The organism is Micromonospora sp. CA-263727, assembly GCF_050942455.1.
In the GTDB taxonomy this organism is placed as follows: domain Bacteria; phylum Actinomycetota; class Actinomycetes; order Mycobacteriales; family Micromonosporaceae; genus Micromonospora.
The window spans coordinates 2,024,491-2,046,198 of record NZ_CP192031.1 but is presented as its reverse complement, the minus strand read 5'-3'; the positions used below and the strand labels follow the sequence as shown (position 1 = coordinate 2,046,198).

The 21,708-nt window shown below is 69.2% G+C and carries 21 protein-coding genes, 1 tRNA gene and 2 pseudogenes; 10 read left to right on the top strand and 14 right to left on the bottom strand.

Features of this window, described 5'->3' with window-relative positions; genetic code table 11:
* Positions 1-132 precede the first annotated feature (132 nt).
* From ACQPYA_RS09350 to ACQPYA_RS09335, 4 genes and pseudogenes are all read right to left on the bottom strand, one after another.
* Positions 133-330 (bottom strand): hypothetical protein, encoded by a 198-nt coding sequence (locus tag ACQPYA_RS09350; RefSeq protein WP_433532213.1) that lies wholly within the window; start codon positions 328-330, stop codon positions 133-135.
* A 40-nt stretch (positions 331-370) separates the two neighbouring features.
* A complete protein-coding gene (locus tag ACQPYA_RS09345) occupies positions 371-1,516 on the bottom strand; it encodes a transcriptional regulator (protein WP_433532212.1) in 1,146 nt (381 codons plus the stop codon).
* Positions 1,517-1,590: 74 nt separating this feature from the next.
* Positions 1,591-3,393 (bottom strand): reverse transcriptase domain-containing protein, encoded by a 1,803-nt coding sequence (locus tag ACQPYA_RS09340; protein ID WP_433528270.1) that lies wholly within the window; start codon positions 3,391-3,393, stop codon positions 1,591-1,593.
* A 1,045-nt stretch (positions 3,394-4,438) separates the two neighbouring features.
* Positions 4,439-4,953 (bottom strand): annotated as a pseudogene (locus tag ACQPYA_RS09335) (DUF6879 family protein).
* Between the two features lie 184 nt (positions 4,954-5,137).
* Here ACQPYA_RS09335 and ACQPYA_RS09330 point away from each other — a divergent pair.
* The 3 genes from ACQPYA_RS09330 (at position 5,138) to ACQPYA_RS09320 (ending at position 9,329) form a co-directional block, all read left to right on the top strand.
* The gene (locus ACQPYA_RS09330) at positions 5,138-5,578 is read left to right on the top strand and encodes a hypothetical protein (RefSeq protein ID WP_433532211.1); all 441 of its coding nucleotides are present in this window, start codon (positions 5,138-5,140) and stop codon (positions 5,576-5,578) included.
* Between the two features lie 255 nt (positions 5,579-5,833).
* Positions 5,834-6,958 carry a serine hydrolase domain-containing protein gene (locus tag ACQPYA_RS09325; protein WP_433533444.1) on the top strand — a complete coding sequence of 375 codons (1,125 nt, stop codon included), beginning with the start codon at positions 5,834-5,836 and terminating at the stop codon, positions 6,956-6,958.
* A 970-nt stretch (positions 6,959-7,928) separates the two neighbouring features.
* Positions 7,929-9,329, top strand: coding sequence for an IS4 family transposase (locus ACQPYA_RS09320; RefSeq protein ID WP_433528160.1), 1,401 nt, complete (start codon positions 7,929-7,931; stop codon positions 9,327-9,329).
* Between the two features lie 210 nt (positions 9,330-9,539).
* Here ACQPYA_RS09320 and ACQPYA_RS09315 read toward each other — a convergent pair whose 3' ends face one another.
* Both ACQPYA_RS09315 and ACQPYA_RS09310 read right to left on the bottom strand, forming a co-directional pair.
* Positions 9,540-9,953 carry an ankyrin repeat domain-containing protein gene (locus tag ACQPYA_RS09315; RefSeq protein ID WP_433532210.1) on the bottom strand — a complete coding sequence of 138 codons (414 nt, stop codon included), beginning with the start codon at positions 9,951-9,953 and terminating at the stop codon, positions 9,540-9,542.
* Between the two features lie 165 nt (positions 9,954-10,118).
* Positions 10,119-10,580 (bottom strand): hypothetical protein, encoded by a 462-nt coding sequence (locus ACQPYA_RS09310; RefSeq protein WP_433532209.1) that lies wholly within the window; start codon positions 10,578-10,580, stop codon positions 10,119-10,121.
* A 623-nt stretch (positions 10,581-11,203) separates the two neighbouring features.
* Between ACQPYA_RS09310 and ACQPYA_RS09305 the strand changes: the two genes are divergently transcribed.
* A complete protein-coding gene (locus ACQPYA_RS09305) occupies positions 11,204-11,569 on the top strand; it encodes a hypothetical protein (RefSeq protein WP_433532208.1) in 366 nt (121 codons plus the stop codon).
* Between the two features lie 232 nt (positions 11,570-11,801).
* On the opposite strand, the gene ACQPYA_RS09300 is transcribed toward ACQPYA_RS09305, so the two are convergent.
* Positions 11,802-11,876, bottom strand: a tRNA-Val gene (locus ACQPYA_RS09300).
* A gap of 50 nt (positions 11,877-11,926) precedes the next feature.
* Positions 11,927-12,607 carry a TIGR02611 family protein gene (locus tag ACQPYA_RS09295; protein ID WP_433532207.1) on the bottom strand — a complete coding sequence of 227 codons (681 nt, stop codon included), beginning with the start codon at positions 12,605-12,607 and terminating at the stop codon, positions 11,927-11,929.
* Between the two features lie 295 nt (positions 12,608-12,902).
* Between ACQPYA_RS09295 and ACQPYA_RS09290 the strand changes: the two genes are divergently transcribed.
* The gene (locus ACQPYA_RS09290; RefSeq protein WP_007457244.1) at positions 12,903-13,334 is read left to right on the top strand and encodes an SsgA family sporulation/cell division regulator; all 432 of its coding nucleotides are present in this window, start codon (positions 12,903-12,905) and stop codon (positions 13,332-13,334) included.
* A gap of 96 nt (positions 13,335-13,430) precedes the next feature.
* Here ACQPYA_RS09290 and ACQPYA_RS09285 read toward each other — a convergent pair whose 3' ends face one another.
* A complete protein-coding gene (locus tag ACQPYA_RS09285; RefSeq protein WP_433532206.1) occupies positions 13,431-14,207 on the bottom strand; it encodes an SDR family oxidoreductase in 777 nt (258 codons plus the stop codon).
* Between the two features lie 207 nt (positions 14,208-14,414).
* Between ACQPYA_RS09285 and ACQPYA_RS09280 the strand changes: the two genes are divergently transcribed.
* Both ACQPYA_RS09280 and ACQPYA_RS09275 read left to right on the top strand, forming a co-directional pair.
* Positions 14,415-15,314 carry a helix-turn-helix domain-containing protein gene (locus ACQPYA_RS09280; RefSeq protein WP_433532205.1) on the top strand — a complete coding sequence of 300 codons (900 nt, stop codon included), beginning with the start codon at positions 14,415-14,417 and terminating at the stop codon, positions 15,312-15,314.
* Between the two features lie 27 nt (positions 15,315-15,341).
* The gene (locus tag ACQPYA_RS09275) at positions 15,342-15,797 is read left to right on the top strand and encodes an RrF2 family transcriptional regulator (RefSeq protein ID WP_433532204.1); all 456 of its coding nucleotides are present in this window, start codon (positions 15,342-15,344) and stop codon (positions 15,795-15,797) included.
* Between the two features lie 36 nt (positions 15,798-15,833).
* On the opposite strand, the gene ACQPYA_RS09270 is transcribed toward ACQPYA_RS09275, so the two are convergent.
* The 3 genes from ACQPYA_RS09270 to ACQPYA_RS09260 all read right to left on the bottom strand — a co-directional run bounded on the left by ACQPYA_RS09270 (position 15,834) and on the right by ACQPYA_RS09260 (position 17,984).
* Positions 15,834-16,496 carry a malonic semialdehyde reductase gene (locus tag ACQPYA_RS09270; RefSeq protein WP_433532203.1) on the bottom strand — a complete coding sequence of 221 codons (663 nt, stop codon included), beginning with the start codon at positions 16,494-16,496 and terminating at the stop codon, positions 15,834-15,836.
* Positions 16,493-17,827 (bottom strand): LLM class flavin-dependent oxidoreductase, encoded by a 1,335-nt coding sequence (locus tag ACQPYA_RS09265; RefSeq protein ID WP_433532202.1) that lies wholly within the window; start codon positions 17,825-17,827, stop codon positions 16,493-16,495. The genes ACQPYA_RS09270 and ACQPYA_RS09265 overlap by 4 nt, the downstream gene beginning before the upstream one ends.
* 79 nt (positions 17,828-17,906) lie before the next feature.
* Positions 17,907-17,984, bottom strand: coding sequence for a putative leader peptide (locus ACQPYA_RS09260; protein WP_433533443.1), 78 nt, complete (start codon positions 17,982-17,984; stop codon positions 17,907-17,909).
* Positions 17,985-18,203: 219 nt separating this feature from the next.
* Between ACQPYA_RS09260 and ACQPYA_RS09255 the strand changes: the two genes are divergently transcribed.
* Positions 18,204-18,383, top strand: a complete 180-nt coding sequence (locus tag ACQPYA_RS09255) for a DUF4236 domain-containing protein (protein ID WP_433532201.1) — start codon at positions 18,204-18,206, stop codon at positions 18,381-18,383.
* 54 nt (positions 18,384-18,437) lie between these two features.
* On the opposite strand, the gene ACQPYA_RS09250 is transcribed toward ACQPYA_RS09255, so the two are convergent.
* Together ACQPYA_RS09250 and ACQPYA_RS09245 are read right to left on the bottom strand one after the other, a co-directional pair.
* Positions 18,438-19,301 (bottom strand): hypothetical protein, encoded by an 864-nt coding sequence (locus tag ACQPYA_RS09250; RefSeq protein ID WP_433532200.1) that lies wholly within the window; start codon positions 19,299-19,301, stop codon positions 18,438-18,440.
* Between the two features lie 44 nt (positions 19,302-19,345).
* On the bottom strand, positions 19,346-19,867 hold the full coding sequence (locus ACQPYA_RS09245; RefSeq protein ID WP_433532199.1) for a VOC family protein: 522 nt from the start codon (positions 19,865-19,867) through the stop codon (positions 19,346-19,348).
* Between the two features lie 50 nt (positions 19,868-19,917).
* Between ACQPYA_RS09245 and ACQPYA_RS09240 the strand changes: the two genes are divergently transcribed.
* Entirely contained in the window at positions 19,918-20,379 is a 462-nt protein-coding gene (locus ACQPYA_RS09240; RefSeq protein ID WP_433533442.1) for a MarR family winged helix-turn-helix transcriptional regulator, read from the top strand.
* Positions 20,380-20,447: 68 nt separating this feature from the next.
* Positions 20,448-21,434, top strand: a pseudogene (locus ACQPYA_RS09235) (tetratricopeptide repeat protein); the annotation flags it as partial.
* Positions 21,435-21,708 lie beyond the last annotated feature (274 nt).

Here is a 21,708-nt window from a genome sequence, read left to right as displayed (position 1 = left end):
ACCGCTTGAGTTCCGCGAACGGCGTCCAGCGCGTGGAGTCATCGCGGTTCTTGATGGATCGCAGGCGGATAGCGAATTCCTGCGCGACGCCTGGCCCGGAGGCGAGCAGTGGCACGGCGGCGGCGACCATCTTCAGCTCGCGAGTTTCGCGTAGACATTGTTGATCACGTTTGCCGGTAGTCGTTCCGCCTGCTCGGCCAGCTGCTCCACCGTTTCCACCGCTTCCGAGTGCCGTCCGGCAAGGGAGAGTGCCGGTGCTTGCCCGGCAAGCAGACCGCACGTGGCAGCGGTGGCCTGCCCACGCAACAGTGGCAGCACTTCGTCTGACAACGCGACCACCTGCGCCGCGGCCTTCGGGTGACCCAGTCATCTACTCCGCAGGTGAGCCCGGCTCCCGGCGTTCGGTCAGTAGGGCATAGACACTGGGAATTTTGCGGAAGGGAGCCATCTTCGTCATGACAAGATGCACCCGTTCGGTGGCTCGCGCGCTTGGCAGACCCCTTGCGAGATCAAGCATGCGCGATGCGGCGTGTGCCGCCGCCTCTGGCTCGTCGGCATCGACGTAGGCGGCTACCAGCCACGACAGATAGAGCGCTACCTCACGGGCATGGGTCGCGTCGTATCCGTCTAGGGCCTTCGACAGTAGGGGCAGTGCCTCGCGCGGCCGATGGATCTCGGTCAGCACTCGGGCATCCATGACGTTAAGTTCGTCCTGATTAACCCAGTATGCCCACTGTGGTGCTTCACCGTCGCCGGCAAGGAGTGCGTCGTGTGCTTCTCCGAGCGATCGTAGTGCGGACTGCGGTTCGTTGGCGCGTGCGTAAGTCCAGGCCAGGCGGTCCAGGAACAGCGCTCGGGTCTCGGCAGGCGCCTCCAGACCAGCTTCGTCAACAGCGGCTTGGGCCAGATGAACCGCCTCCCTTTCGCGTCCTGTATTCGAGTGCTGGTAGGCCAGCGACCCGATCAGGTTTGCGGCCAGCGACCGATCGCCAGCCTGTCGGGCTGCCGATGCGCCTAGTTGGTACGTCCGCTCGGCCAACTCGCTGAGTCCTGCGTCGGAGGCGATCCAGCCAGCGATTTGCGCCAGTTCTCCGAACTGGACCAGCAACCCGCGCCCGACGGACTCAGTGTGGGATGACTCCCGGTACAGTTTCGCGGCTGCCCGTAGTTCGCGATACGCCGGCCCGACTAGATCGCCGCCGGCAAGTACATCGTCGGCGAGCCGGAGTCGGTGGACTCGGGCAGCCAATTCACTGATGGCGGAACGGCCGATTCGCCGCCCGATTGTGGGCATTTCCTGATCGAACAGGTCGCCAATCGGAAGCAGGTCGGACCGTGAACCGTCCAGAGCTTCGCGGTTGTGGTCAACAGGTGTAGGCGCGCCGGTACGTCGAGGGCTGTAAAGGCCGATACCGCTGTCAGTGGCGGCACCCAGGACGCGCCGCAGAGCTGCTCGCCGTTCGGCGCTGGGCCAGCGATGTTGTAGGGTGGGCCGCCCGGCGAGGTGCCTGCTCATCGAGCAGGTCCTTTTCCGTGCGGCCTCCCTCCGAACCGGGCGGACCCGTTTCCGAGTACCCGGCTCTCCAGTGATCATGGCGTGAGTTCGGTTGGCGTTGCATGGATGAGGTCATGGCAGTGGTCGCAGACCACGAGGGTCTTGCGGCGCTTGTTTGTCATGATCTTTTCCCATGCGGGCTGTGCCGGTCCGGCCGGTGTGAGATCAGCCAACCCTCGGATATGGTGCACTTGGATGTTTTCCGATTGTTGGCATAGCTCGCATCTGCCCTTACGGAGTCTCTGGATGAGTTCCTTGTGGGCGTAGATCGGCCGGGTCGGCTGACGGTCGACGAGGGTCGCCGTCTTCTGTCGTTTGAGCGGGATCCCGCCGAACCGTGCGACCAGTGAACTCCTGCTGTCGCGGTCGAGGCGGGCCTCGAAGCACGTGCGCGGCCCGTACGGTGTGACGGTCTTGGCCTTGTGTCTGGCGGCCATTCTCGACACCGTCGATTTGTGCTTACGGGCCAGGGTCTTGAGCATGGATGTCTCCATGACCCAGCGCAGCCGGTGTAGCCGCATGACGTCACCGGCCAGCAGGTAGTACTGGACGATGCCCCGGTACTCGGCCCCGTACTTCGCCACGATGGTGAAGTCACCCTCGTTGACGAGTGGGCAGCGGCAGGCGGGTGTGCCGCGGGCCATGTAGTGGGCACTTTTGGCGGTGATCACGTCTCTGGGCACGTGCAGGGCGACGACACCGTTGACCGACCGGCGGTTACGCCGATCGGTTGCCGACGGTCGTCGGGTCCTGCGGTCGCTGGCAGCGACGCGGATCTCGTAGCCGAGGAACCTGGCCCGCTGGCTACGGGCATGGGTGATTAGCGTCTTGTCCTGCGAGAGGGTGAGCTTGAGCTCGTCTCGCAGGAACGCCGCCAGACGCTGTTTGATCTCCTCGGCTTCGGCCTTCGGTCCGACGAACCCGAGCAAGGTGTCGTCCGCGTAACGGCAATACTTCAGCCTGCGGTAGCCGGGGTCCCGAGGGTCCTGGCTGGGCAGGCTGTGCAACCGCCGGTAAAGATCACGCGCGTGTGCGCGGTCACCCCGCCGGCGGGCCGTCACGAGCGCGTACTCCACCTGACGGTAGGCCGGGTTACGTTCCCGGCGTTTCCCTCGGGTGTATTGCGGGATCAGCACCGTCTCCACGAACTGATCGAGGCGGTGCAGGTAGATGTTCGACAAGATCGGCGAAGCGACGCCGCCTTGCGGGGCGCCCGACAGCGTCTCATGCCAGACCCAGTCCTGCAGGTACCCGGCGGTGAGCATGGCGCGCACCAGCCGCAGGAACCGGTTGTCGTGGATCTTCTCCGCCAGCGTGTCGATCATGACCGTGTGGTCGAGCGACCCGAAACAGTCGGAGACGTCTCCCTCGATGAACCAGGTTGTTCCGCTCCAGGTGTTGGCGATCTCCCGCAAAGCGGTGTGACAGCCGCGCCGTGGGCGGAACCCGTGGGAGCGGTCGGAGAACTGGACGTCGTAATACGCCTCCAACAGCAGGCGCACGACCTCACCGACCAGCTTGTCCGACCACGTCGGCAGGCCAAGCGGGCGCGTCTTGCCCTTCCCCGACTTCTTCGGGATAGGCACCCGCCGCACCGGGCGGAACCGGTACCGCTCGAAGCGCATCGCCTCGATGATCCGGTCGATCTTGCCCAGCGACATGCCGTCCACGGTTTCCTGTGTGACCCCGGCCGTCATCGCACCCTTGTTGGCGTAGACGCGGCCGTAAGCCAACAGATACAACTGCGGGTTGAACATCTGCCGATACAGTTGCTCCAGCGGCAGGCCACGCCTACCGCGCTCACGCAGGACATCCAGCACCGTTTCGGCGTTCTGCATTACGCATACCTCCCGGCATCAAGACACCCGATCACCTGGCCCACTTCGCCCTGCGGACGGCTTTCCCGTCCTCCTCGGCCGGGCGTAACTCCGGCGACTACTACTGGGCCTCCGTCGCCATAGGACTCGCGTCCCGTAGGCGATCCCACGTTCGTCCTGGTCATACGTACGAGCACGACGTAGGCGTCCCACTCATCTCCTTGAATGCCCTCACTGGACATCGCTCCATGGCCCCGAAGGTTGCGGCGTACTGAGGCGAACTTGGCCGCAGGGCTGGCACCGGTTTCAGACGTCTTTCCGGCGGAGGGGAACTTTCCTCTTCTGGAGATTGGGATTCAGGCCATCCAGCCTTCGCCATATCGTGCGGGTCCCTCAACGCACCGTCCCCAACGTCTGGACCCGGCCGCTGATTTCCTGGCATGCTGCGGTCCCCTTCACCTTTCGGATCCAGGTAAGCCATCGGACCCAGGAACCTCCCTCCGAGTTCCTCCCGGCTGCGCCGGGGATACAACCAGGCGCCTCGTGGCGCACGGCCGCGTTCCAGCTTCCCCACCCAACGGAAATCGACGTAGTGAGCGCTGACGTCGCGACCCGGGTACACGGCGTCAAGCGCCACGTTGACCGCATCGGCCAACTCCGCGCGGGACATGCACTGACCAGGACGCCTCGGTGACCGCAGCCGCTGCCGAGCAGCCCTGAGCGCGGTGTTCGGACTGATCAAGGTATCCGGATGGCGAGGCACTACCCCTCCCCTCAACCCAGGTCGGCCCTGCCGACTATGCCACCGACCAAGCACATCATTCACCTCTCGTACGGGGGCGTCCGGAAGCGACACGGACCGGCGGTGAGGTCGAACCGCAGGTCGGTATTTCTCTGCGTTCACTTTGAGTGATCGTTTCAGGCGTACTCGGTGAGGCGCCGTTCCTCGATCAGCAGGTTGCCCCAGAGTTCATCGCGGGTGCGGTTCGTTCCGAGACACCCGGCCTGATCACCGTCGGGAGACGTCCAGGTCGGCGCGGTGGTGCACCACCCGGCGGGGACCGGATCACCGCGCCACCACCGCTGGGCTGCGCCACCGTCGGGCCGCCTCCAGCACGCCGTCGGCGTCGTAGACCGCTTCGTACATCACATCCGTGCCGAGGGTGTAGATCTCCGGCAGCGGACCGCCGACCTCCGCGCCGGCGACCCGGGCGGTGTCGATGACCCGGGTCAGGCCGCCGTACTCATGGCGGAGCCGCAACACGTGCGCTCCCATTGCAGATACGGCGTCAGCGGTTCCTGGACCACCCGCACCCGACGAGTGGCGAACCCGCTGTCGGCGATGCGCCGGTAATAGTCCTCGAATTCGGGACGCCGGGCGTCGAGAACCCTCAACGACTCCTCCGATCGGCCCTGAGCGAACGCCTGCCAGCCCTCGTCGGAGGGCTCCTTGAACGACTGTTGCCGTTCGAGCTTCCAGAAACCAGGCGGGCCGGTCTTCCAGAACCGCTGGTCGAAGTCAACCCAGTAGTCGTCGAGGTCCAACAATTCGCCCGGATCTCCGCCGAGGAGTTCACGCATCAGGAATGTCCACCTTCGCCGCGATCATGGTCGAATTAGGGACGTGTTGCCCAGCTCATGTGACGACTTGCCCCAACGGCGGCGGAGTTGGGCAGACGGATCTGCTTCCCAGCGACGTGTGTTCACGACAACCTCCCCGAAGGCGTGCGGGGTCGAACACTAGCAGTAACATTTAGGGTGTTGAATGACGGTGCAGTACAGCTGCATCGGACAGTGCGGCGACCAGGGAGTGCGGATGGACGACCCGTTCATGCTGACCGCGGCGACCACACTGGTCGCCTGGGCCACCACCAATCTTGCCGAGAGCGCCCGATCGGCCGTCGTCGACCTGACCAAGATTCTCCGGCACCGGTTCCGCCACGACCGATCCTCCCAGGAGACGGTCGAAGCCGCCCTGAGCAAACCCGACCCGGACACCGCCCGACGCCTCGCCGTACTGCTCGAACGTGAAGCCCGACGGGACCCGACCTTCGACAATCAGTTCCGGACTCGACTCACGCACATACAGGCCATCATCGCGGCCAGTCCAGACCACGTCACGAACACCGTCTCCGGCGACATCAGCGGCTCGATGGTGCAGGCGCACGACATCCACGGCGGCATTTCCTTCGGTGGCAGCCACTGATGTTGACTCCGCCTCCCTCCGCAGTGGGAGTCGAATCTCGCGCCTGAGCAGGATGAGTTCAGCCTGGGACACACCAAGCATGTAAGTATGTCTAGTCTTCTTCGGACACTGAAGATCGTCACGACCAGCGCGGCACTGGTGGTCTCGATCGCTGTCGTACCCGGATCCGCCGCCGCGCAGCCCGGCCCGTCGGCCGGGCCAGCCCGCGGACCGTCCTCCGACGGTCCTGCCGCCGGCGGGCTACCTCGCGCCGAGTTGCGCGCCGCGCTCGCCGCGGTGCCCGAAGCCGGCGTCCCAGGCGTGCTGGCCGCCGTGCGCGACGGCCGGCATGACTGGCGCGACGCTGCCGGCCAGGCGTTTCTGACCAGGCCCCGACCGATGCAGCCACAGATGCGACACCGCATCGGCAGCATCACCAAAACGTTCGTCGCCACCACCGTGCTGCAACTCGTCGACGAGGACCGGCTGGGTCTCGACGACCCGATCGGGCAGTGGCTGCCCGACATCGTGCCGGGTGAACTCGGCTCCCAGGTCACCATCCGGATGCTGCTGAACCACACCAGCGGTATCGGCAACTACACCAACACGATGATCGACTCGTACGCGTCGATCAACCAGATGCAGGTCACCACGTACGCTCCGGCGGACCTGGCCGCCATGGGCCTGGCCATGCCGCCGACCAACGTCCCCGGCGCCAGGTTCAACTACTCGAACACCAACTACGTGCTGGCCGGACTGTTGATCGAAGCGGTCACCGGCAACGGTGCGGCAACCGAGGTGCAGCGGCGCATCCTGCGGCCACTGAGGCTCACCGGGACGTCCTTCCCCGGCAACGATCCGACGATCCGCAGCCCGCACAGTGGCGCCTACTTCGCCCCGTTCGGGATTCGCGACCTCAGCGAGTTCAACATGAGTTGGGCGTGGACGGCGGGCGAGATGATTGCCACCACGGCGGACCTGAACACGTTCTTCCGGGCGCTGCTCAGCGGCGACCTGCTCAGCCCGGCCACCCTCGACGAGATGCTCAACGCAGTGCCGATGCTGCCGGAGATGCCCCAGGCCGGCGGCTACGGTCTCGGCATCTACTCGCTGCCCACCCCGTGCGGCGTGTTCTGGGGCCACGACGGCGCGGTGATCGGTCACCTGACATTCTCGATGCACAGTCGGAACGGTGCTCGCCAGGTATCGTCCGGGATCAACATCAGCCACTACCAGGTCGGCCTGCCCGATCCGCACCCGATCGACATCGCCTGGCATACCTTCCTGCTCACCGCGATGTGCCCGGCCAGCGAGACGAACAGCCGCTCAACAAAGGCAGTGCCGCTGCTGCCCAGTGTGACCCGGATGCCGGGCAACGACGCGGCGGTGGCGGTGCCCTAGCGTCGGTGGCAAAAGTCCGCGGGGATGCAAGTAAGAGCGGCCGGCAACAGGGCGGTGGAGGCGAGGCGGGTCCTGGTCGAGGATGGCAAGGCGAAGCAGGAGGCCATGCCGGTGTTGCATGGCCGACGACGACGCCGCCAACCGAACTGCCAGGGCACGCCGTAGCCCCGCCAGCCCTCGTGCCGGTCGCTCTAGAATGGGCGATGTGCAGGTCGGCCGCCGGGCGGCGCGGCCGTGGCCCCGACAGGCTGTGCGCCGACGACACAAGCGATCTTGACTTTCGGATGCCGCCGCAATCCAGAGGTAACTGGCCGCCTCGTGCGTAAGCAAGGGTGTGACTGTGCGCCGCGAGCATCGTGTCTTTCGCCACCCGCCCTCAGCCGTGCCAGTCATCTCGGAGGCGGCGAACTGGCGGCGGTACCGGTCGAGGTCCACACCCAGTTCCTCGCCGGCTACCAGCCTGTGCAGCCACTGACCCAGGCCGAGGCGCGATGGCTGGACATCGTGCTGCTCTGGCAGGCCCTCACCGATTCGCGTTTGCCCAGGTCAAGGCCATCGGTGGACCATACTGGCAGAATCCGAACCACATCCCCGCAGCTCAGGGACCGACCGTAACGGTTACAGCAATACGTAAGCGCAGGTCTGATCCGCCCAGTCGTCACGACTGGGGGCAGCCACCTCGATCCACCATCACCAGGTGGCCGCCCTGCAGACGAGATCACAGTGCGCGCAGGTGCCCAGCCCTCCGGAAGAACAGAAAGCCGCGCGCTCATGGCCACGGTCGCAGGTCAATGAAACAAGTAGCCGATGAGAGCGCATGCCTCAGCCCGCGCAAGATCACGCTCGATCCATGATCGCAACGTTGTTGCGTTAGCGGTGTGGTCGGTGGGTCAACCCCTGCCGGGTAGCGGGAACGGGACTCCTGGTAGATCAACTTGTGTCGAGCAAGGCGATCATCGGGAGTCCCGTCATGGAGAAGTCTGTCATCACCAGGTTGGTGGAGGTGGCCGGGGGTGTGTACGCGCCGGGGCATCTGGGTGAGTTGACGCAGGTCATCGATTTCGACCTGGTGGACGCGGTGGTGCAGGAGACGGGGGTGCGGGAGAAGCGGGTGCGGCTGTTGCCGTCTCGGGTGGTGGTGTATTTCGTGCTCGCGCTCGCGGTGTTCGAGGATTGTTCGTATCGGGCGACGTGGGGGAAGTTGACCGCTGCTCTGGCCGGGTTGGGGCTTGTCCGGCCGAGCGTGTCGGCGCTTGCGCGGGCCCGCCGTCGGGTCGGGCCGGCGCCGTTGCGTCGGTTGTTCGAGACGTTGGCCGGTGTCGTGGGGCTGCCTGGTCAGCCTGGCGTGTTCTACCGGGGCCTACGCACCGTGGCCGTTGACGGCACGTATCTGCACATACCCGAGCGGGAACAGATCACCCGCTGCTATCGCAAACGGGTAGGCCGGCGCGAGGCCGGCTATCCGCTGCTGCGGCTGCTCGTGCTGATCGAGTGCGGCACCCGCGCGTTGCTCGCCTGCGCGTTCGGCCCCGACAGCGACGGCGAACCGGTCTACGGACGCCAGCTGCTGGACGCTCTGGACTCCCCGATGCTGCTGCTGGCCGACGCCAACTTCGACGACGCGGCATTCCTGCACGCCGTCGGTGAACACGGCGCACACTTCCTGGTCCGCTCGACGGCCTGCCGCCGCCCCGTCATCGGCCAACGCCTACCCGACGGCTCCTACCTGACCCGCATCGGCTACGGCAAACTACCCGCCCTCATGCTCGTGCGGATCATCGAAGCGCAGGTCACCGTCACCCTCGCCGACGGCACCGTCCGCCACGAACCCTGGCGGCTGATCACCAGCCTGACCGACCACACCCGCTACCCCGCCCACGAACTCATCGACCTCTACCACGAACGCTGGCAGAGCGAAACCACCTACTACTCCATCAAAGCCACCATGCTCCACGGCCGTGTCCTGCGCTCCCGCAGCATCCCCGGCATCGAACAAGAGGTCTACGCCCTACTCACCGTCTACCAGACGCTCATCCGCACCGCCGCGGACACCGTCTACACCCAACCCGGACTCGACACCGACCGGATCAGCTTCACCACCCTGCTCACCACCGCCGCCGACACCATCACCACCGCCACCGCAGTCCTACCCACCACCCCCACCACCCTGATCGGCCCGATCGGCCACGCCGCACTGACCCATCTCCTACCCACCGGACGTCCCCGACGCGTCAAAGCCCGCACCCGCAAAAACCCCACCAGCAAATACGGCCCCAACGCCGGCCAACACCCCGCAACCACACAGACCTACACCTTCCACGCCACCATCACAATCTTCGAAAAAGGACTTGACCCCCGCACAAAACGCTAAACGCAACAACGTTGTCCATGATCGAGTGGCATCGAAGCGCAGAAACAGCCCCTCGATCCGGTATCCAGTGCGATCTTGAAGCCGGACATGGACCCGGCATCAGACTTGCTGATCCGATACGCGCCTTTGCCGCCGTCCGTGCGTTGGTAGCGGGCTACAAGCCCAGCGCCGAAGGGCTGCAGGCGTATGGGCTCGCAGCGCCCTCGTCACTCACGTGGCGCCTGCGGCTCTGAGTAATGCTTCCGTCTCGGCGTGGTCGTTGCGGACGGCCCATTCGAGGGGCGATAGCCCGCTGCCGTGGTCTTCGCGGAGGTTCGGATCTGCGTCCCGTGCAAGGAGTTCACTGACGAGATCGGCGTGCCCCCACGCTGCTGCTCCCGTCAAGGGTGTCCCCTCCTGGCCGCGCCCGCTCTCGATGTTCGGATCCGCACCGGCGTCCATAAGGATCCGCACCGCCGCGCGCTGGTTCTGCAGCGCGGCCAGATAGAGGGGCGTCGTGCCGTCACGGTCTGCCGCGTTGGGGTCTGCCCCTGCGCGCAACAGCGCCCGCACGGCCGGAAGATCGTCACGCAACAGCGACGCCATCAGGCGGGCGGTGAGCTTCTTGCGCTGTCGGACGTTCACCAGCATCAGGATAGGCGGTCCGGTTCATCAGGAGCAGTTCAGCGCACAGCGCCTGGACGTCCGGTCATGCCGCGCAGTGTGCGCTACAGCCGCGCCTCATGCAAGCTGTAGCGGGCGGGTTCTCACACGAGGGTGGCTGCTGATATTGACAGTTTTCGTGTCTGGTCAGGACAGTGGGCGGAAGTCCGGACCGTCGGCGGAGGTCACCGCCTCCCAACCAAATGCGGCCAAACTAACATCTGATCGGGCACCGAAATCCTTCAGCAACCTGGGGATCGGGCCGTCGGGGAGACCATCCGCGACCGCCGCGAACATCGTGGCCGGAGATGCTCCAATCTGCTGCGCCACTATCCATGGCAACGCCAGACTGACCAGCACGTCTCGGTCATCATCGTGTCGTAGACACCGGGAGAGTCCCGTTGCCAACAAGGAACGGCGTACCAGGTCGGTGGAGTTCTTCCTCAGTGCGAGCGTCGCGAGGCGAACGCCGTAGCGCCCGAGGGCAAGCGAGGCGGAGGGGTCAAGAGAGTCGAGGAAACCCTGACCGACGCACTGCGGTGCCCGTGCCAGGATTGCCTGGGCAACCCAGTCGCGGTCCCCGGGAATCCTCTCCAGGTTCGGCTTCACGCGCTCAGGGTGGCAAAGCCGAGCAAACCCCGAACTCCAGACGTAAAGTCTTGTCGATCAGTTGAGCAAGCTTCCGAACATCCGCACATGCCGCTGACAAAGCGCGGGTGCCGGCCGCCAGTGCAGCCGACTCTGTGCTCCGGTTGCCAGCCTCGGGCGAGACTACCGCTGACGCCGGATCGGGCGAGACCAGACGTCCTGGGTCGCGTCCGGACTCGGGTCCGTCGTGAAGACAGAGAGCAGCGAGATCAAAGCTGGCCGAGTAGGAGGCAGACGGCCACCGCACCGACTTTGAACCACGCGACCGATACGCGGACCCGCACCGCAAAACACGATTCCCCAGCCCGCCGCACATCTGGCCGAGGCGGTTCGCGCACTGCCCACCACGGGCTCGCGTATCCCCAGGTCAGGGACTATCGGTGGACCATACTGGGATCGAACGAGTGACCTCTTCGGTCTGAACTCCCGGGAGGCCGGTCGGATCAGGCTCGATGCGAGGTCATTCGGCCTGGTGGCGCTCGTCCCGGTCGGGTTCGGCTGGCACAGTTGCTGTACTTCGGCCGGCTGCCTCGTCCGGCCGACGAAGGGCGGTGCAGGGTGCCGGCTGTACGTAGCATCGGCCCGTGACGTACGGAACAGCAACGCTCATCGGCTGTGGGGCTTTCTTCCTCGGCGGACCGATCAGCCTGAGCCTGGTCGCCAATCTGATCCGGCAGCGAGACTTCGGCAAACGGTCCCTGTGGCTCCTCGTGGTCGGCGGCACCGTCACGTCCGGGGCGATCATTCTCTTCGGCGCTCCCGCATTTCAACGACTCTTTCCGCCGCCGTACGATCCTGCCCTCGCCAACGGCCGCGGCCTCGACCTGCGCGGTATCTGGTTCTGGCTGGCAGCCACGGCCGGCGGGGCTTTGACCTTCGCCACCGCGCTCGCCTACGGTGTCGACCTGGGTCGGCTGAGGCGGTCGCGGCAAGGGCCCGACGCCTCATAACCCCTCACACGCTGGGCGACGTCGGGCGGACCGCTGTCGCTGGCCCCTGCCGTCTTGCCTAGCTGCTGTCACGGTTGCTATCAACCGCAAACACGCTCAGGCGTCCTCGTCGGCGTGCCCACGCTGTCGACGACTCGACGGCCGCGACTCACGGGTGACTCATGATCTTCGGTGGCGGGTAGCGAAGAGGCCGGTCGGGGTGTCCCGTCCGGCCTCTGACCTGCTGTTTCATTGGTGGGCGATACTGGGATCGAACCAGTGACCTCTTCGGTGTGAACGAAGCGCTCTCCCGCTGAGCTAATCGCCCTCAGCGCGGATGACTCTACCCGATCGGGCGACCGGACCGCGAACCCGGGGTCAGTTGGTGGCGAGGTGACGCAGCACCTGGGCGATCACGTCGATGCCGAGGCCGTACTTGATCGAGAGGCAGGCCACGGCGCCGACGAAGAGGATGCCGACCGAGCCGATCACGAAGCGTACGGCGAGTGACTGTCTCTTCACCCAGTTGGCCCAGCCCTGGACGTGGCGGCGGGTGAAGCCGAGCAGTCGTTTGGCCCAGTGGAACTCGACGGCCCAGATGCCGAGGCCGGCGATGACGATCAGCCAGCCGGGGCCGGGCAGCGGGATGAGGACGATGCCGATGGAGACCACGAGGGCGCCGAGCGCCCCGATAACGATCTTGAGGGCGAGGCGGCCGGTGGGGTTGGCCCGGATCAGGGCGAGGGTGGTGGATATCCGTCGACGCCAGCGCGGTGGGTCGCGCCGGTCGGGCATGGCGGCACCATCCCCCTCACGCTCCGTGGCGCCGCCGTTCTTCTCGGCGTCGTCGCCGTGCCCCGGCTGGCCGCCTCGGCCGGCGGCGCCGTTCCCCCGGGCCGGATCATGTCCGTTGCGGCCGGCCCGAGGGTCGGCGGACGGACCGCGGTCGACCACCGACCGACCGGGCCGGCCTGTTTGCTCCTTCGGCACCCCGTACCCCCGCTTTTCGGTTGCCCGGACCGCGACGTTCGACGGGTCCGGCGCCGCCACTTGATCCACTGAGGATCGCTTCTTGACCATTTCACCCCCCAGTGTTGCGCGGGCCCGTCACTGTAATGGCCGACTGGACGTTACCGGAGTAAGTCGACGACTGAACCACCCGATGCCGGGCCGGATCAACGCACTGGGCAGACCGGAAATCCTAGATGAATTTTCACATTCACGTGGCCTTTCCGACCCCCTTCCCACCACTGGGTGAAGTCAGCGTATGGCGGAGCGTAGCCAGGAGTAGCGGCTGAGTATGGGAAAAGCGGGACACGCGCGTTCCGCACGCGGTGCCGGGGGGAGAACGTCCATGAGTGTCATCCGACCGACGACCGTTGAGGTCGAGACGTCGCTAAGGCTCGTCGCGCCTGACGCCACCGCCTTGCCGGTGCGTGCCAGTCTCCGCTACGACCCTGCTGACCCGTATGCGGTCCATGTCCTGTTCCACGCCGAATCGGCCGGTGGCGAGGCGGTGAGTTGGTCCTTCGCCCGCGAGCTGCTGGTCACCGGGCTCGACGAGCCGGCCGGCATCGGCGACGTGCGGGTCTGGCCCTGGGCCACGCCGCGCGGCGACTTCGTCGCCCTGGCGCTGTCGTCGCCGGACGGCAACGCCCTCTTCGAGGTGCCGCGCAGCGTCCTGGTGCGCTTCCTGCGGCGGACCTACGTCGTCGTCCCGCGCGGCCGGGAGGCCGAGCACCTGGACGTCGACACGGCGGTGAACCGGCTGCTCGCCGGGCGCTGACCACGACGACGCCGGGGCCGCGCGGATCTGCCGAGTCCGCGCGGCCCCGGCCTGTCCCGGAGGTACGCGGACAGCCTCCACCCCTGCGCCACGCGCTCAACCGTGCGTGGTCACGCCCCCGTCGACCGGGATCACCGCGCCGGTCAGGTAGGCGCCGGCCCGGGACGCCAGGTAGATCGCCGTGCCCGCCATGTCCTCGGGGCGGCCGATCCGGCCCAGCGGCACCTGCCCCTCGATGGCCGCCCGGGACGCCGGGTCGTCCAGCGCGAACGCCATCATCTTGCTCTCGAACGGCCCCGGCGCGATCGCGTTGACGGTGATCCGCTCGCCGGCCAGTTGGTGGGCCAGGCTGCGGGTCAGCATGTGCAGCGCCGCCTTGGTGGCCGAATACGCATAAACCTCCATGAACGGCACTCGGATGCCGTCGATGGAGCCAATGTTGATCACCCGGGCCGGGTCGTCGGCACCGGCGGCGGCGCGCAGGCTGGGCAGCAGCTCGGTGGTCAGCCGGAAGACCGCCTTGACGTTGACCGCCCAGAGCTTGTCGAACGCGCTCTCCGGGTAGCTCTCCAGCGGCGCGCCCCAGGTGGCGCCGGCGTTGTTGACCAGCACGTCGAGCTGGTCGACCCGGTCCCGGACGGCCGTGGCCAGCAGCTGCGCGCCCTCGTCGTGGCTGAGGTCGGCGGGGATCGCCTCGCAGCTGCCCTGCGCGGACAGCTCCTCGGCCACGGCCGCGCAGACGTCCGCCTTGCGGGACGAGATGATCACGTGCGCACCGGCCGCGACGAAGCCACGGGCGATCATCAGCCCGATTCCCCGCGAGCCGCCGGTGACCAGGACCGTCTTGCCGTCGACCGAGAACAGATCGTTCATGCCCATCCCCCCACCAATCCGGCCGGACCGGCCGGATGCCGGGACGCCGACACAAACCGCTCAACTGGCCACGGTGACCAGATCACTACCAATCGGTAACCTATCCGCCGGCCCCCTTCCCGACAACCCGGCCCGCCCGCCTGAGCGACGAACGCGCAGGCCGGGGAGGATGCGTACCGGCCGGTCGCCGGGTTAACGTCGCAGGTGATGGTCCCTTCCGGTCACCTCGCCGCGGCGCTGCCCGACGCTGCCGCCGGCTCCGTGGAGATCGACACGATCACGCTCTGCGATCTTGCGCCCGACCCTGGGTGGCGACGCCCGGTGCTGCTGGACCGAGAATTGATCATGCTGGCCACGGGCGGACACGGCTTCGCCGAGGTGGACTTCCGCGCGCTGCCCTGCCGACCCGGAACGCTGCTGCGGGTACGGCCCGGGCAGGTGCTGCGCTGCGCGCCGCCCCAGCTGGACGCCACCGTGATCCGCTGGCATCCGGAGGCGCTGCACGGGCTGGACGTCGACGCCGAGGAGGCCCCCACCTGGGTGCAGCTCGCCGGCGAGGACGAGGACGCGATCATCAACGAGGTGAGCCAGTTGACCGTGGACTCCCGTCGGCACCGGGACGTCCCGGCCGCCCGCAGCCTGCTGCGCCATCAGCTGACCGTGCTGCTGCTGCGGCTGAGCATGCTCCGGTCCGACGCGCGGCGGGCGGCCGGCCCGGAAGAGGACACCTTCCGCCGGCTCTGCCGCGAGGTGGAGCTCGACTACCAGCGCACCCGCCGGGTCGAAGACTACGCCGACCGGCTGGGCTGCTCGGTGCGTACGCTCACCCGGGCCTGTCTGGCGGTGACCGGGCGCAGCGCCAAGCAGGTGGTGGACGAGCGGGTCGCGCTCCAGGCCAGCCGGTTGCTGGCCGCCACCGACCAACCGATCGCCCGGATCGGCTGGCAGCTCGGCTTCTCCGAGCCGACCAACTTCGGCCGGTTCTTCGCCCGCGAGGTCGGGGTCAGCCCCGGCGCGTTCCGGGCCGCCCGCGAGCAGCCCGCAACGCCTCCGGTCGTGCGGCCCCGCACACCCGCCGACCCGGCCCCGCAGGTGCGTCGCGCCTGACCGGCGCCCGTTGGGCATGATGTCAGGGTGCAGATCTCCGCGCGTGGCGACTACGCGGTACGGGCGGCGCTGAGCCTCGCCGCCGCGCACCCGACGCTGTTGTCCACTCAGACCATCGCCATGGAGCAGGACATGCCTCGCAAGTTCCTTGAGGCGATCCTGGCCGACCTGCGCCGGGCCGGCATCGTCCGCGCCCAGCGCGGCGCGGAGGGCGGCTACGCCCTGGCCCAGTCGCCACGCGAGGTGACCATCGGGGCGGTGCTGCGCGCGGTGGAGGGGCCGCTGGCCGGCGTACGGGGTCTGCGTCCGGAGGAGACCCACTACGACGGGGTGGCGCAGCACCTGCCGGGGCTCTGGGTCGCGGTGCGCGCCTCGCTCCGGCGGGTGGTCGACGAGGTGAGCCTCGCGGACGTGGTCAACGGCCGGCTGCCGGCCCACGTCCGGCGGTTGACCGCCCTGCCCGACGCCTGGGAAGCCCGCTGAGGCCCACCCGCGTGGAGACCGGCTGGCGCCCGCCGGTCAGATCTCCCGGATCACCTCCTCGGTGCGCAGCCGCGGCAGCCGCTCTCCCCACGCCTGCGGGCCCGGCCGGCCGACGTTGATCACCAGCAGCGCCTCGTGCCGGCCGTCGGGGAAGAACTCGCGCGTCACGCCGGCCGCGTCGAACCCGGCCATCGGCCCGGCGGCCAACCCGGCGGCGCGGACGCCGACCAGCAGGAAGCCGATCTGGAGTGCGGCGTTGAACCGGGCCTGCGCGGCGCGGCTCGCCGGGTCGGCCAACCAGTCCCGGGCCTGCGGGCGGTGCGGGTACAGCTCCGGCAGGCGCTCGTGGAAGTCGAGGTCCGCGGCGGCCAGCACCACCAGCGGCGCGCGGGCCGTCTTCGCCCGGTTGCCGCTCGACAGGTGCGGCAGCAGCCGGTCACGGGCCCCCGGCGAGCGGACCAGCAGCAGCCGCAGCGGCTGCCCGTTGTAGGCGGTCGGGGCGTACCGGACCAGGTCGTGGATCGCCGCGACCTGCTCGTCGCCGACCGGCTCGTCGGTGAAGGCGTTCGCCGTCCGGGCCGCCCGGAACAGCAGGTCCTGGGCGGCCCGGTCGAGCGCGAGCGGCCCTCCGGGCGGGGCGGACGCCCTCTGCGGCTGCTGCCGGGGCCCGGCGGTGTGGGACCGGTGCGTGGTGCTCATGCCGTCGCCAGCGCGCCGGTCGCGTAGCCGCTGGCCGGGCGGGGCAGGCCGTAGTGCTCGCGCAGGGTGCGGCCGGTGTACTCGTGCCGGAACAGCCCGCGCGCACGCAGCAGCGGCACCACCTCGTCGACGAACACCTCCAGCCCGCTGGGCAGCAGCGGCGGCATGATGTTGAAGCCGTCGGCGGCGCCCTCGGTGAACCACAGTTCGATCTGGTCGGCGATCTGTTCCGGCGTACCCGCGACGACCCGGTGCCCCCGGCCGCCGCCGAGCCGGCCGAGCAGTTGCCGCAGCGTCAGTCGCTCGCGGCGGGCCAGCTCCACGACGAGTTGGTAGCGGCTCTGGTGGGCCTGCACGGTGGCGACCTCGGGCAGCTCCGGCAACGGGCCGTCCAGCGGCAGGGCGGTCAGGTCGACGCCGGTCATCCCGGAGAGTTGGGCCAGGGCGTGCTCGGGCACGATCAGCGCCTCCAGTTCGTCGGCCAGCGTACGCGCCTCGGCCTCCGTACCGCCGATCACGGGTGCGATCCCGGGCAGCACCTTGACCAGGGCGGGGTCGCGCCCGGCGGCGGCGGTGGCCTGTTTGAGCCGGGCGTAGAAGTCCTGCCCGTCGGTGAGGGTCTGCTGGGCGGTGAAGACGGCCTCGGCGTACCGGGCGGCGAAGGCGATGCCGTCCGGCGAGGAGCCGGCCTGCACCAGCAGTGGCCGGCCCTGCGGCGGGCGGGGTGTGTTCAGCGGGCCACGCACCTGGAAGTGCGGCCCGCTGTGGTCGATCTCGTGCACCCGGTCGGTGTCGGCGAAGATGCCGGCGGCGGCGTCCAGGCGCAGGGCGTCGTCCTCCCAGCTGTCCCAGAGTTTGCCGGCCACCTCGACGAACTCGGCGGCGCGCTGGTACCGGTCGGCGTGCGCCGGATGCTCGGCGAGGTTAAAGTTCCACGCCTCCCGGGACTGCGCCGAGGTGACGACGTTCCAGCCGGCCCGCCCGCCGCTGAGGTGGTCCAGCGAGGCGAACTTGCGGGCCACGTTGAACGGTTCGTTGTAGGTGGTGGAGACGGTCGCGATCAATCCGATGTGCTCGGTCGCGGTGACCAGGGCGGCGAGCAGGGTGAGCGGCTCGAAGACGGCCTGGATGTTGTGCCGGACGCCCGGCCCGACGGCGAGACCGTCGGCGAGGAAGACCGAGTCGAGCCTGCCCCGCTCGGCGATGCGGGCCAGTTCGACGAAGTGCCGCACGTCGCCGATCCGGCGCGGGTCGGTACGCGGGTGCCGCCAGGCGGCCTCGTGGTGGCCGACGCCCATCAGGAACGCGTTGAGATGCAGGGTCCGGTGCATGGGGGTTCCTCTCAGGCGGTGACATCGACGCGTCAGGTGGAGAAGCGGCGCCGGAAGACGTCCGGAGGAGCGGGTCGGCTCAACAGAGGGCGCTGGCGTGCCGGACCAGGTCGACGTGCACGCGAGCGGTGAGGAGAAGCGGGCCCCGCTGCGACATGGGCTCATGCTGCCGGCCGTCCGACCACCCGGTCAACGATCTTCCAAAGAATGAGATACATGCGCCTCGACTCTTCGTCCATCGCTTCAACCAGGGTTGATCCGCCCGGAATGCCTATCTGGTGGATGGGATACCCGACGGACGGAGGCGCAGGTTTGGCGCAGCGACGTGGTGGGCATCTTCGATGCTCGCAGGGACTGCGACGAAGGGAGGCCCGCGATGGGTCTGATGTTCCGCAAGCGCAAGAGGTTCGGTCCGCTCATCCTGAACTTCACCGAGAACGGTTTCTCGTCCTGGAGCATCAAGATCGGTCGATGGTCCTGGAACTCGCGGGCCAGGGCGCACCGGGTGGACCTGCCCGGCCCGCTCTCCTGGAAGCAGGACAAGTCCCGGGCCTGAGCGCCCGAGCCCGAGCGGGACGCCGGAGCACACCGGCGTCCCGCTCGACACTGGTCAGACAGCTCGCCGGGCGGCCGTGACCAGCACGTCGCCGCCGAGCCGGCCGTGCTCCGGCTCGCGGGTCACCTGGCCCTCGTCGAGCAGCACGGTCAGCGCCCGCAGCGCGTCCACGGCCCGGTACGCGGTGCCGGTCACGGCGTACCGGCGCAGCTCGGTGACGGTACGCGGACCCTGCCGGGCCAGTTCGGCCAGCAGCGCCCGGCCCAGCGGCTCCGGATCCACCTCCGGGGCCGGCGACAGCGGCACGCCGTGCGGGTCGCGGTACCGGACCCCGGCCGCCCACAGGCTCTCCTTCATCGTTTCCAGGCTGCGGTCCGAGCCGGTGCCGAAGCCGATCCGCCGGCCGGCGTCGGCCAGCTCGACGTCGGTGGCCAGCGGGAACCCGGCGTCGGCCAGCGCCGGCCGCAGCGGCGTGCCCGCACCGGCGAGCACCAGCGCCTCGGCGTGCCGGCCGGCCGCGGCGGCGCAGAGCGCCACCGGGTCCACGGTGTCGACGGCCTCCAGGTAGGACAGCACGGGCGCGCCGGCAGCCCCGGCCGCCCGCAGCGCCACCGGCAGCCGGCTCGGCGGGCCGGGCATCAGGTGCACCGCCACCTCGGGCGGCAACCTCGCCTCGGCGGCACCGAGCCGGGTGGGTAGCTCCTCGCTGCCGTCGGCGAGCACCAGCACGGTGAGCCGGCAGTTGCGCAGCCGCCCGGCGTGCTCGCCGGCCACCCGCAGGGTCTCCGCGGCCGGGCGGGGGTCGACGCCGTCGTACCCGAGGGCGACGGTGGCCCGCCGGACGCGGCGCAGCGCGGCCGGCAGCCAGCTCTCCAGGTGTCGCACGAACAGCATGTGCCCCACGGCATCGGTAGACATCCTGCCGTTCTACCTCATTCCCCGCCCCCGGCGGGGAGCGGCGCTCAGGCGGGCACCGAGATGCCGACGCCGCCGCGGGTGTCCCCGCCGTAGCGGCGGATCTCGCCGGCCAGGTCGAGCCGGCCGATCCTGGTCCGGGCGGCGAGCGCGGCGTCGTCGAGCCGGTCGGCCGGCACCAGCCAGACCACCTCGAACTCCAACCCGTCCGGGTCCTGGCCGTAGAGGCTCTTGGTGGTGCCGTGGTCGGAGCTGCCGACCAGCGCGCCGGCCTCGGTCAGCCGCCGGGCGGTGGCCGCCAGCTCGTCGAGGGTGTCCACCTCCCAGGCCAGGTGGTAGAGGCCGACGGTGGCCCGGCCGGCGGTCGACCGGCCGGCCGACCCGCCGATCTCGAAGAGGCCGAGGTCGTGGTCGTTGGTGGAGCCGGGGGCCTGGAGGAAGGCCGCGCCCCGGAACCCCTCCGGGGTCATCGGTACGCGGCGGAAGCCCAGCACGTCGCGGTAGAACGCGACGCTGCGGTCGAGGTCACTGACGTAGAGGACGGCGTGGTTGAGGCGATGGATTCCCATGCCGTCGAGGTTAGCCCGCTTTAGTTGAGCGTTCAACTATTGCCGCTATGATGGTCGTCATGACCCGCTGGCTCGACCCGGAAGAACAACGCACCTGGCGGGCGTTCCTGGCCGCCTCCCGGGCGTTGATGGACACCCTCGACCGCGAGCTGCAACGCGACGCTGGGATGCCGCACGCCTACTACGAGCTTCTGGTACGCCTCTCCGAGGCGCCGCAGCGCCGGCTGCGCATGAGCGAACTGGCCGACGCGACCGGCTCCTCGCGCAGCCGGCTCTCGCACGCGGTGGCCCGGCTGGAAGCCGCCGGCTGGGTCCGCCGCGAGGACTGCCCGACCGACCGGCGCGGCCAGCTCGCCCTGCTCACCGACGACGGCTTCGCCACCCTGGCCGCCGCCGCACCCGGCCACGTCGAGGGGGTACGCCGGCATCTGTTCGACGCGCTCAGCCCCGCCCAGGTCGACCAGTTACGCCGGATCAGCGAGGCATTGACCGAACACCTGACCCAGCGCTGACCAGATCCTGACCGAACCACTCCGGCGCGGGTCTTGTACATAACGTCGTCGGATGAGCACGATGGGGCGTGCCCTCCGGCTTCGGTGAACTGACTGATCAGGCGCACGACCTGGTTACCGCCGGCGATCTCGCCGGTGCCCAACGGCTGCTCGCCGACGCGCTGAACGGCGCCGATCCGCGCCCGGCCAACGCGACACCGGAGTTGGCCGAGGCGGCCGGCCTGCACGCGCGGGTGCTGGTCGCGCTCGGCGAACCACACTCGGCGCGGGGCTGGGCCGCCTTCGCGTACGCCGCCGCCGGCCGGCTGCACGGCCGTTCCGACCCGCGTACGGTGGCCGCCGCGGCGACCCTGGCGGCGGTGCTGCACCGGGTGGGCAGCTGGTCCCGGGCCGCCCGGCTGTACCAGGAAGTGATCATCGAGCTGACCGCGGCGGACGGGCCGGAGTCGCTGCGGGTGCTCGCCGCCCACGCCGACCTGGCCACCGTGGAGTACGCCCGCGGCCAGTGCCAGGTGGCCCGTGACCGGCTCCTGGACGCCTGGGAACTGCACCGCGAGGTCTACGGCGACGGGCACCCGAGCGGGATCAAGATGCTGGCCCGGCTCGGGTCGATGCGGCGCGACTGCGGGCAGTTCGCCGAGGCGCACGACACCCTGGCCCTGGCCCGGGAGCTGGCCCGCCAGCACCTCGCCCCGGACGACCCGCTGACCACGCAGGTCGCGGCGCTGGCCCGAGCCGCCGCCAACCCGGACCACCTCTGTGCCGACGCGCCACCGGTGAGCGCGCAGGATCCGGTCGTGCCCGCCGCCCGGATCCCGCCCCCCGGCGACGCCCCGCCGGCTCCCGCCTGGCCCGACCCGGCCGCACCGGCCTGGCCCGCCCCCGGGCCACCGGATCCCGCCCCACCCGCACCGGACCCGGCCCCGCCGGCCCCTGCCACACCCGCACCGGCCTGGCCGGATTCCGGGCCACCGGACCCGGCTTCGCCGGCATCGGCCTGGCCGGACCCCGCCTGGTCGGACCCGCCGCACCCGGCCGACGCGGAAACCGACCCGCTCGCGTCGTCGCATCCGGTCGGCGAGGAGCATCCCGCGCAGGGTTACCACCCCAGCCACGGCTACCACCCGGCGGCCGGCGCGGCCCATCCGGTGCCCACCCCCGGCAGCCGGCGGACGGCCCGGCCGGCCCACCGGAGGACTGGTGGACCCGGCCCGCCGACGAGCAGCCCGCCCCGGATCCGCACCCCGGCGACCGCCCGGCCACCCACCCACCGGCCCACCAGCCGGCCGGGTATCAACAGGCCGACCAGCCGGCCGCACACCCGCACGC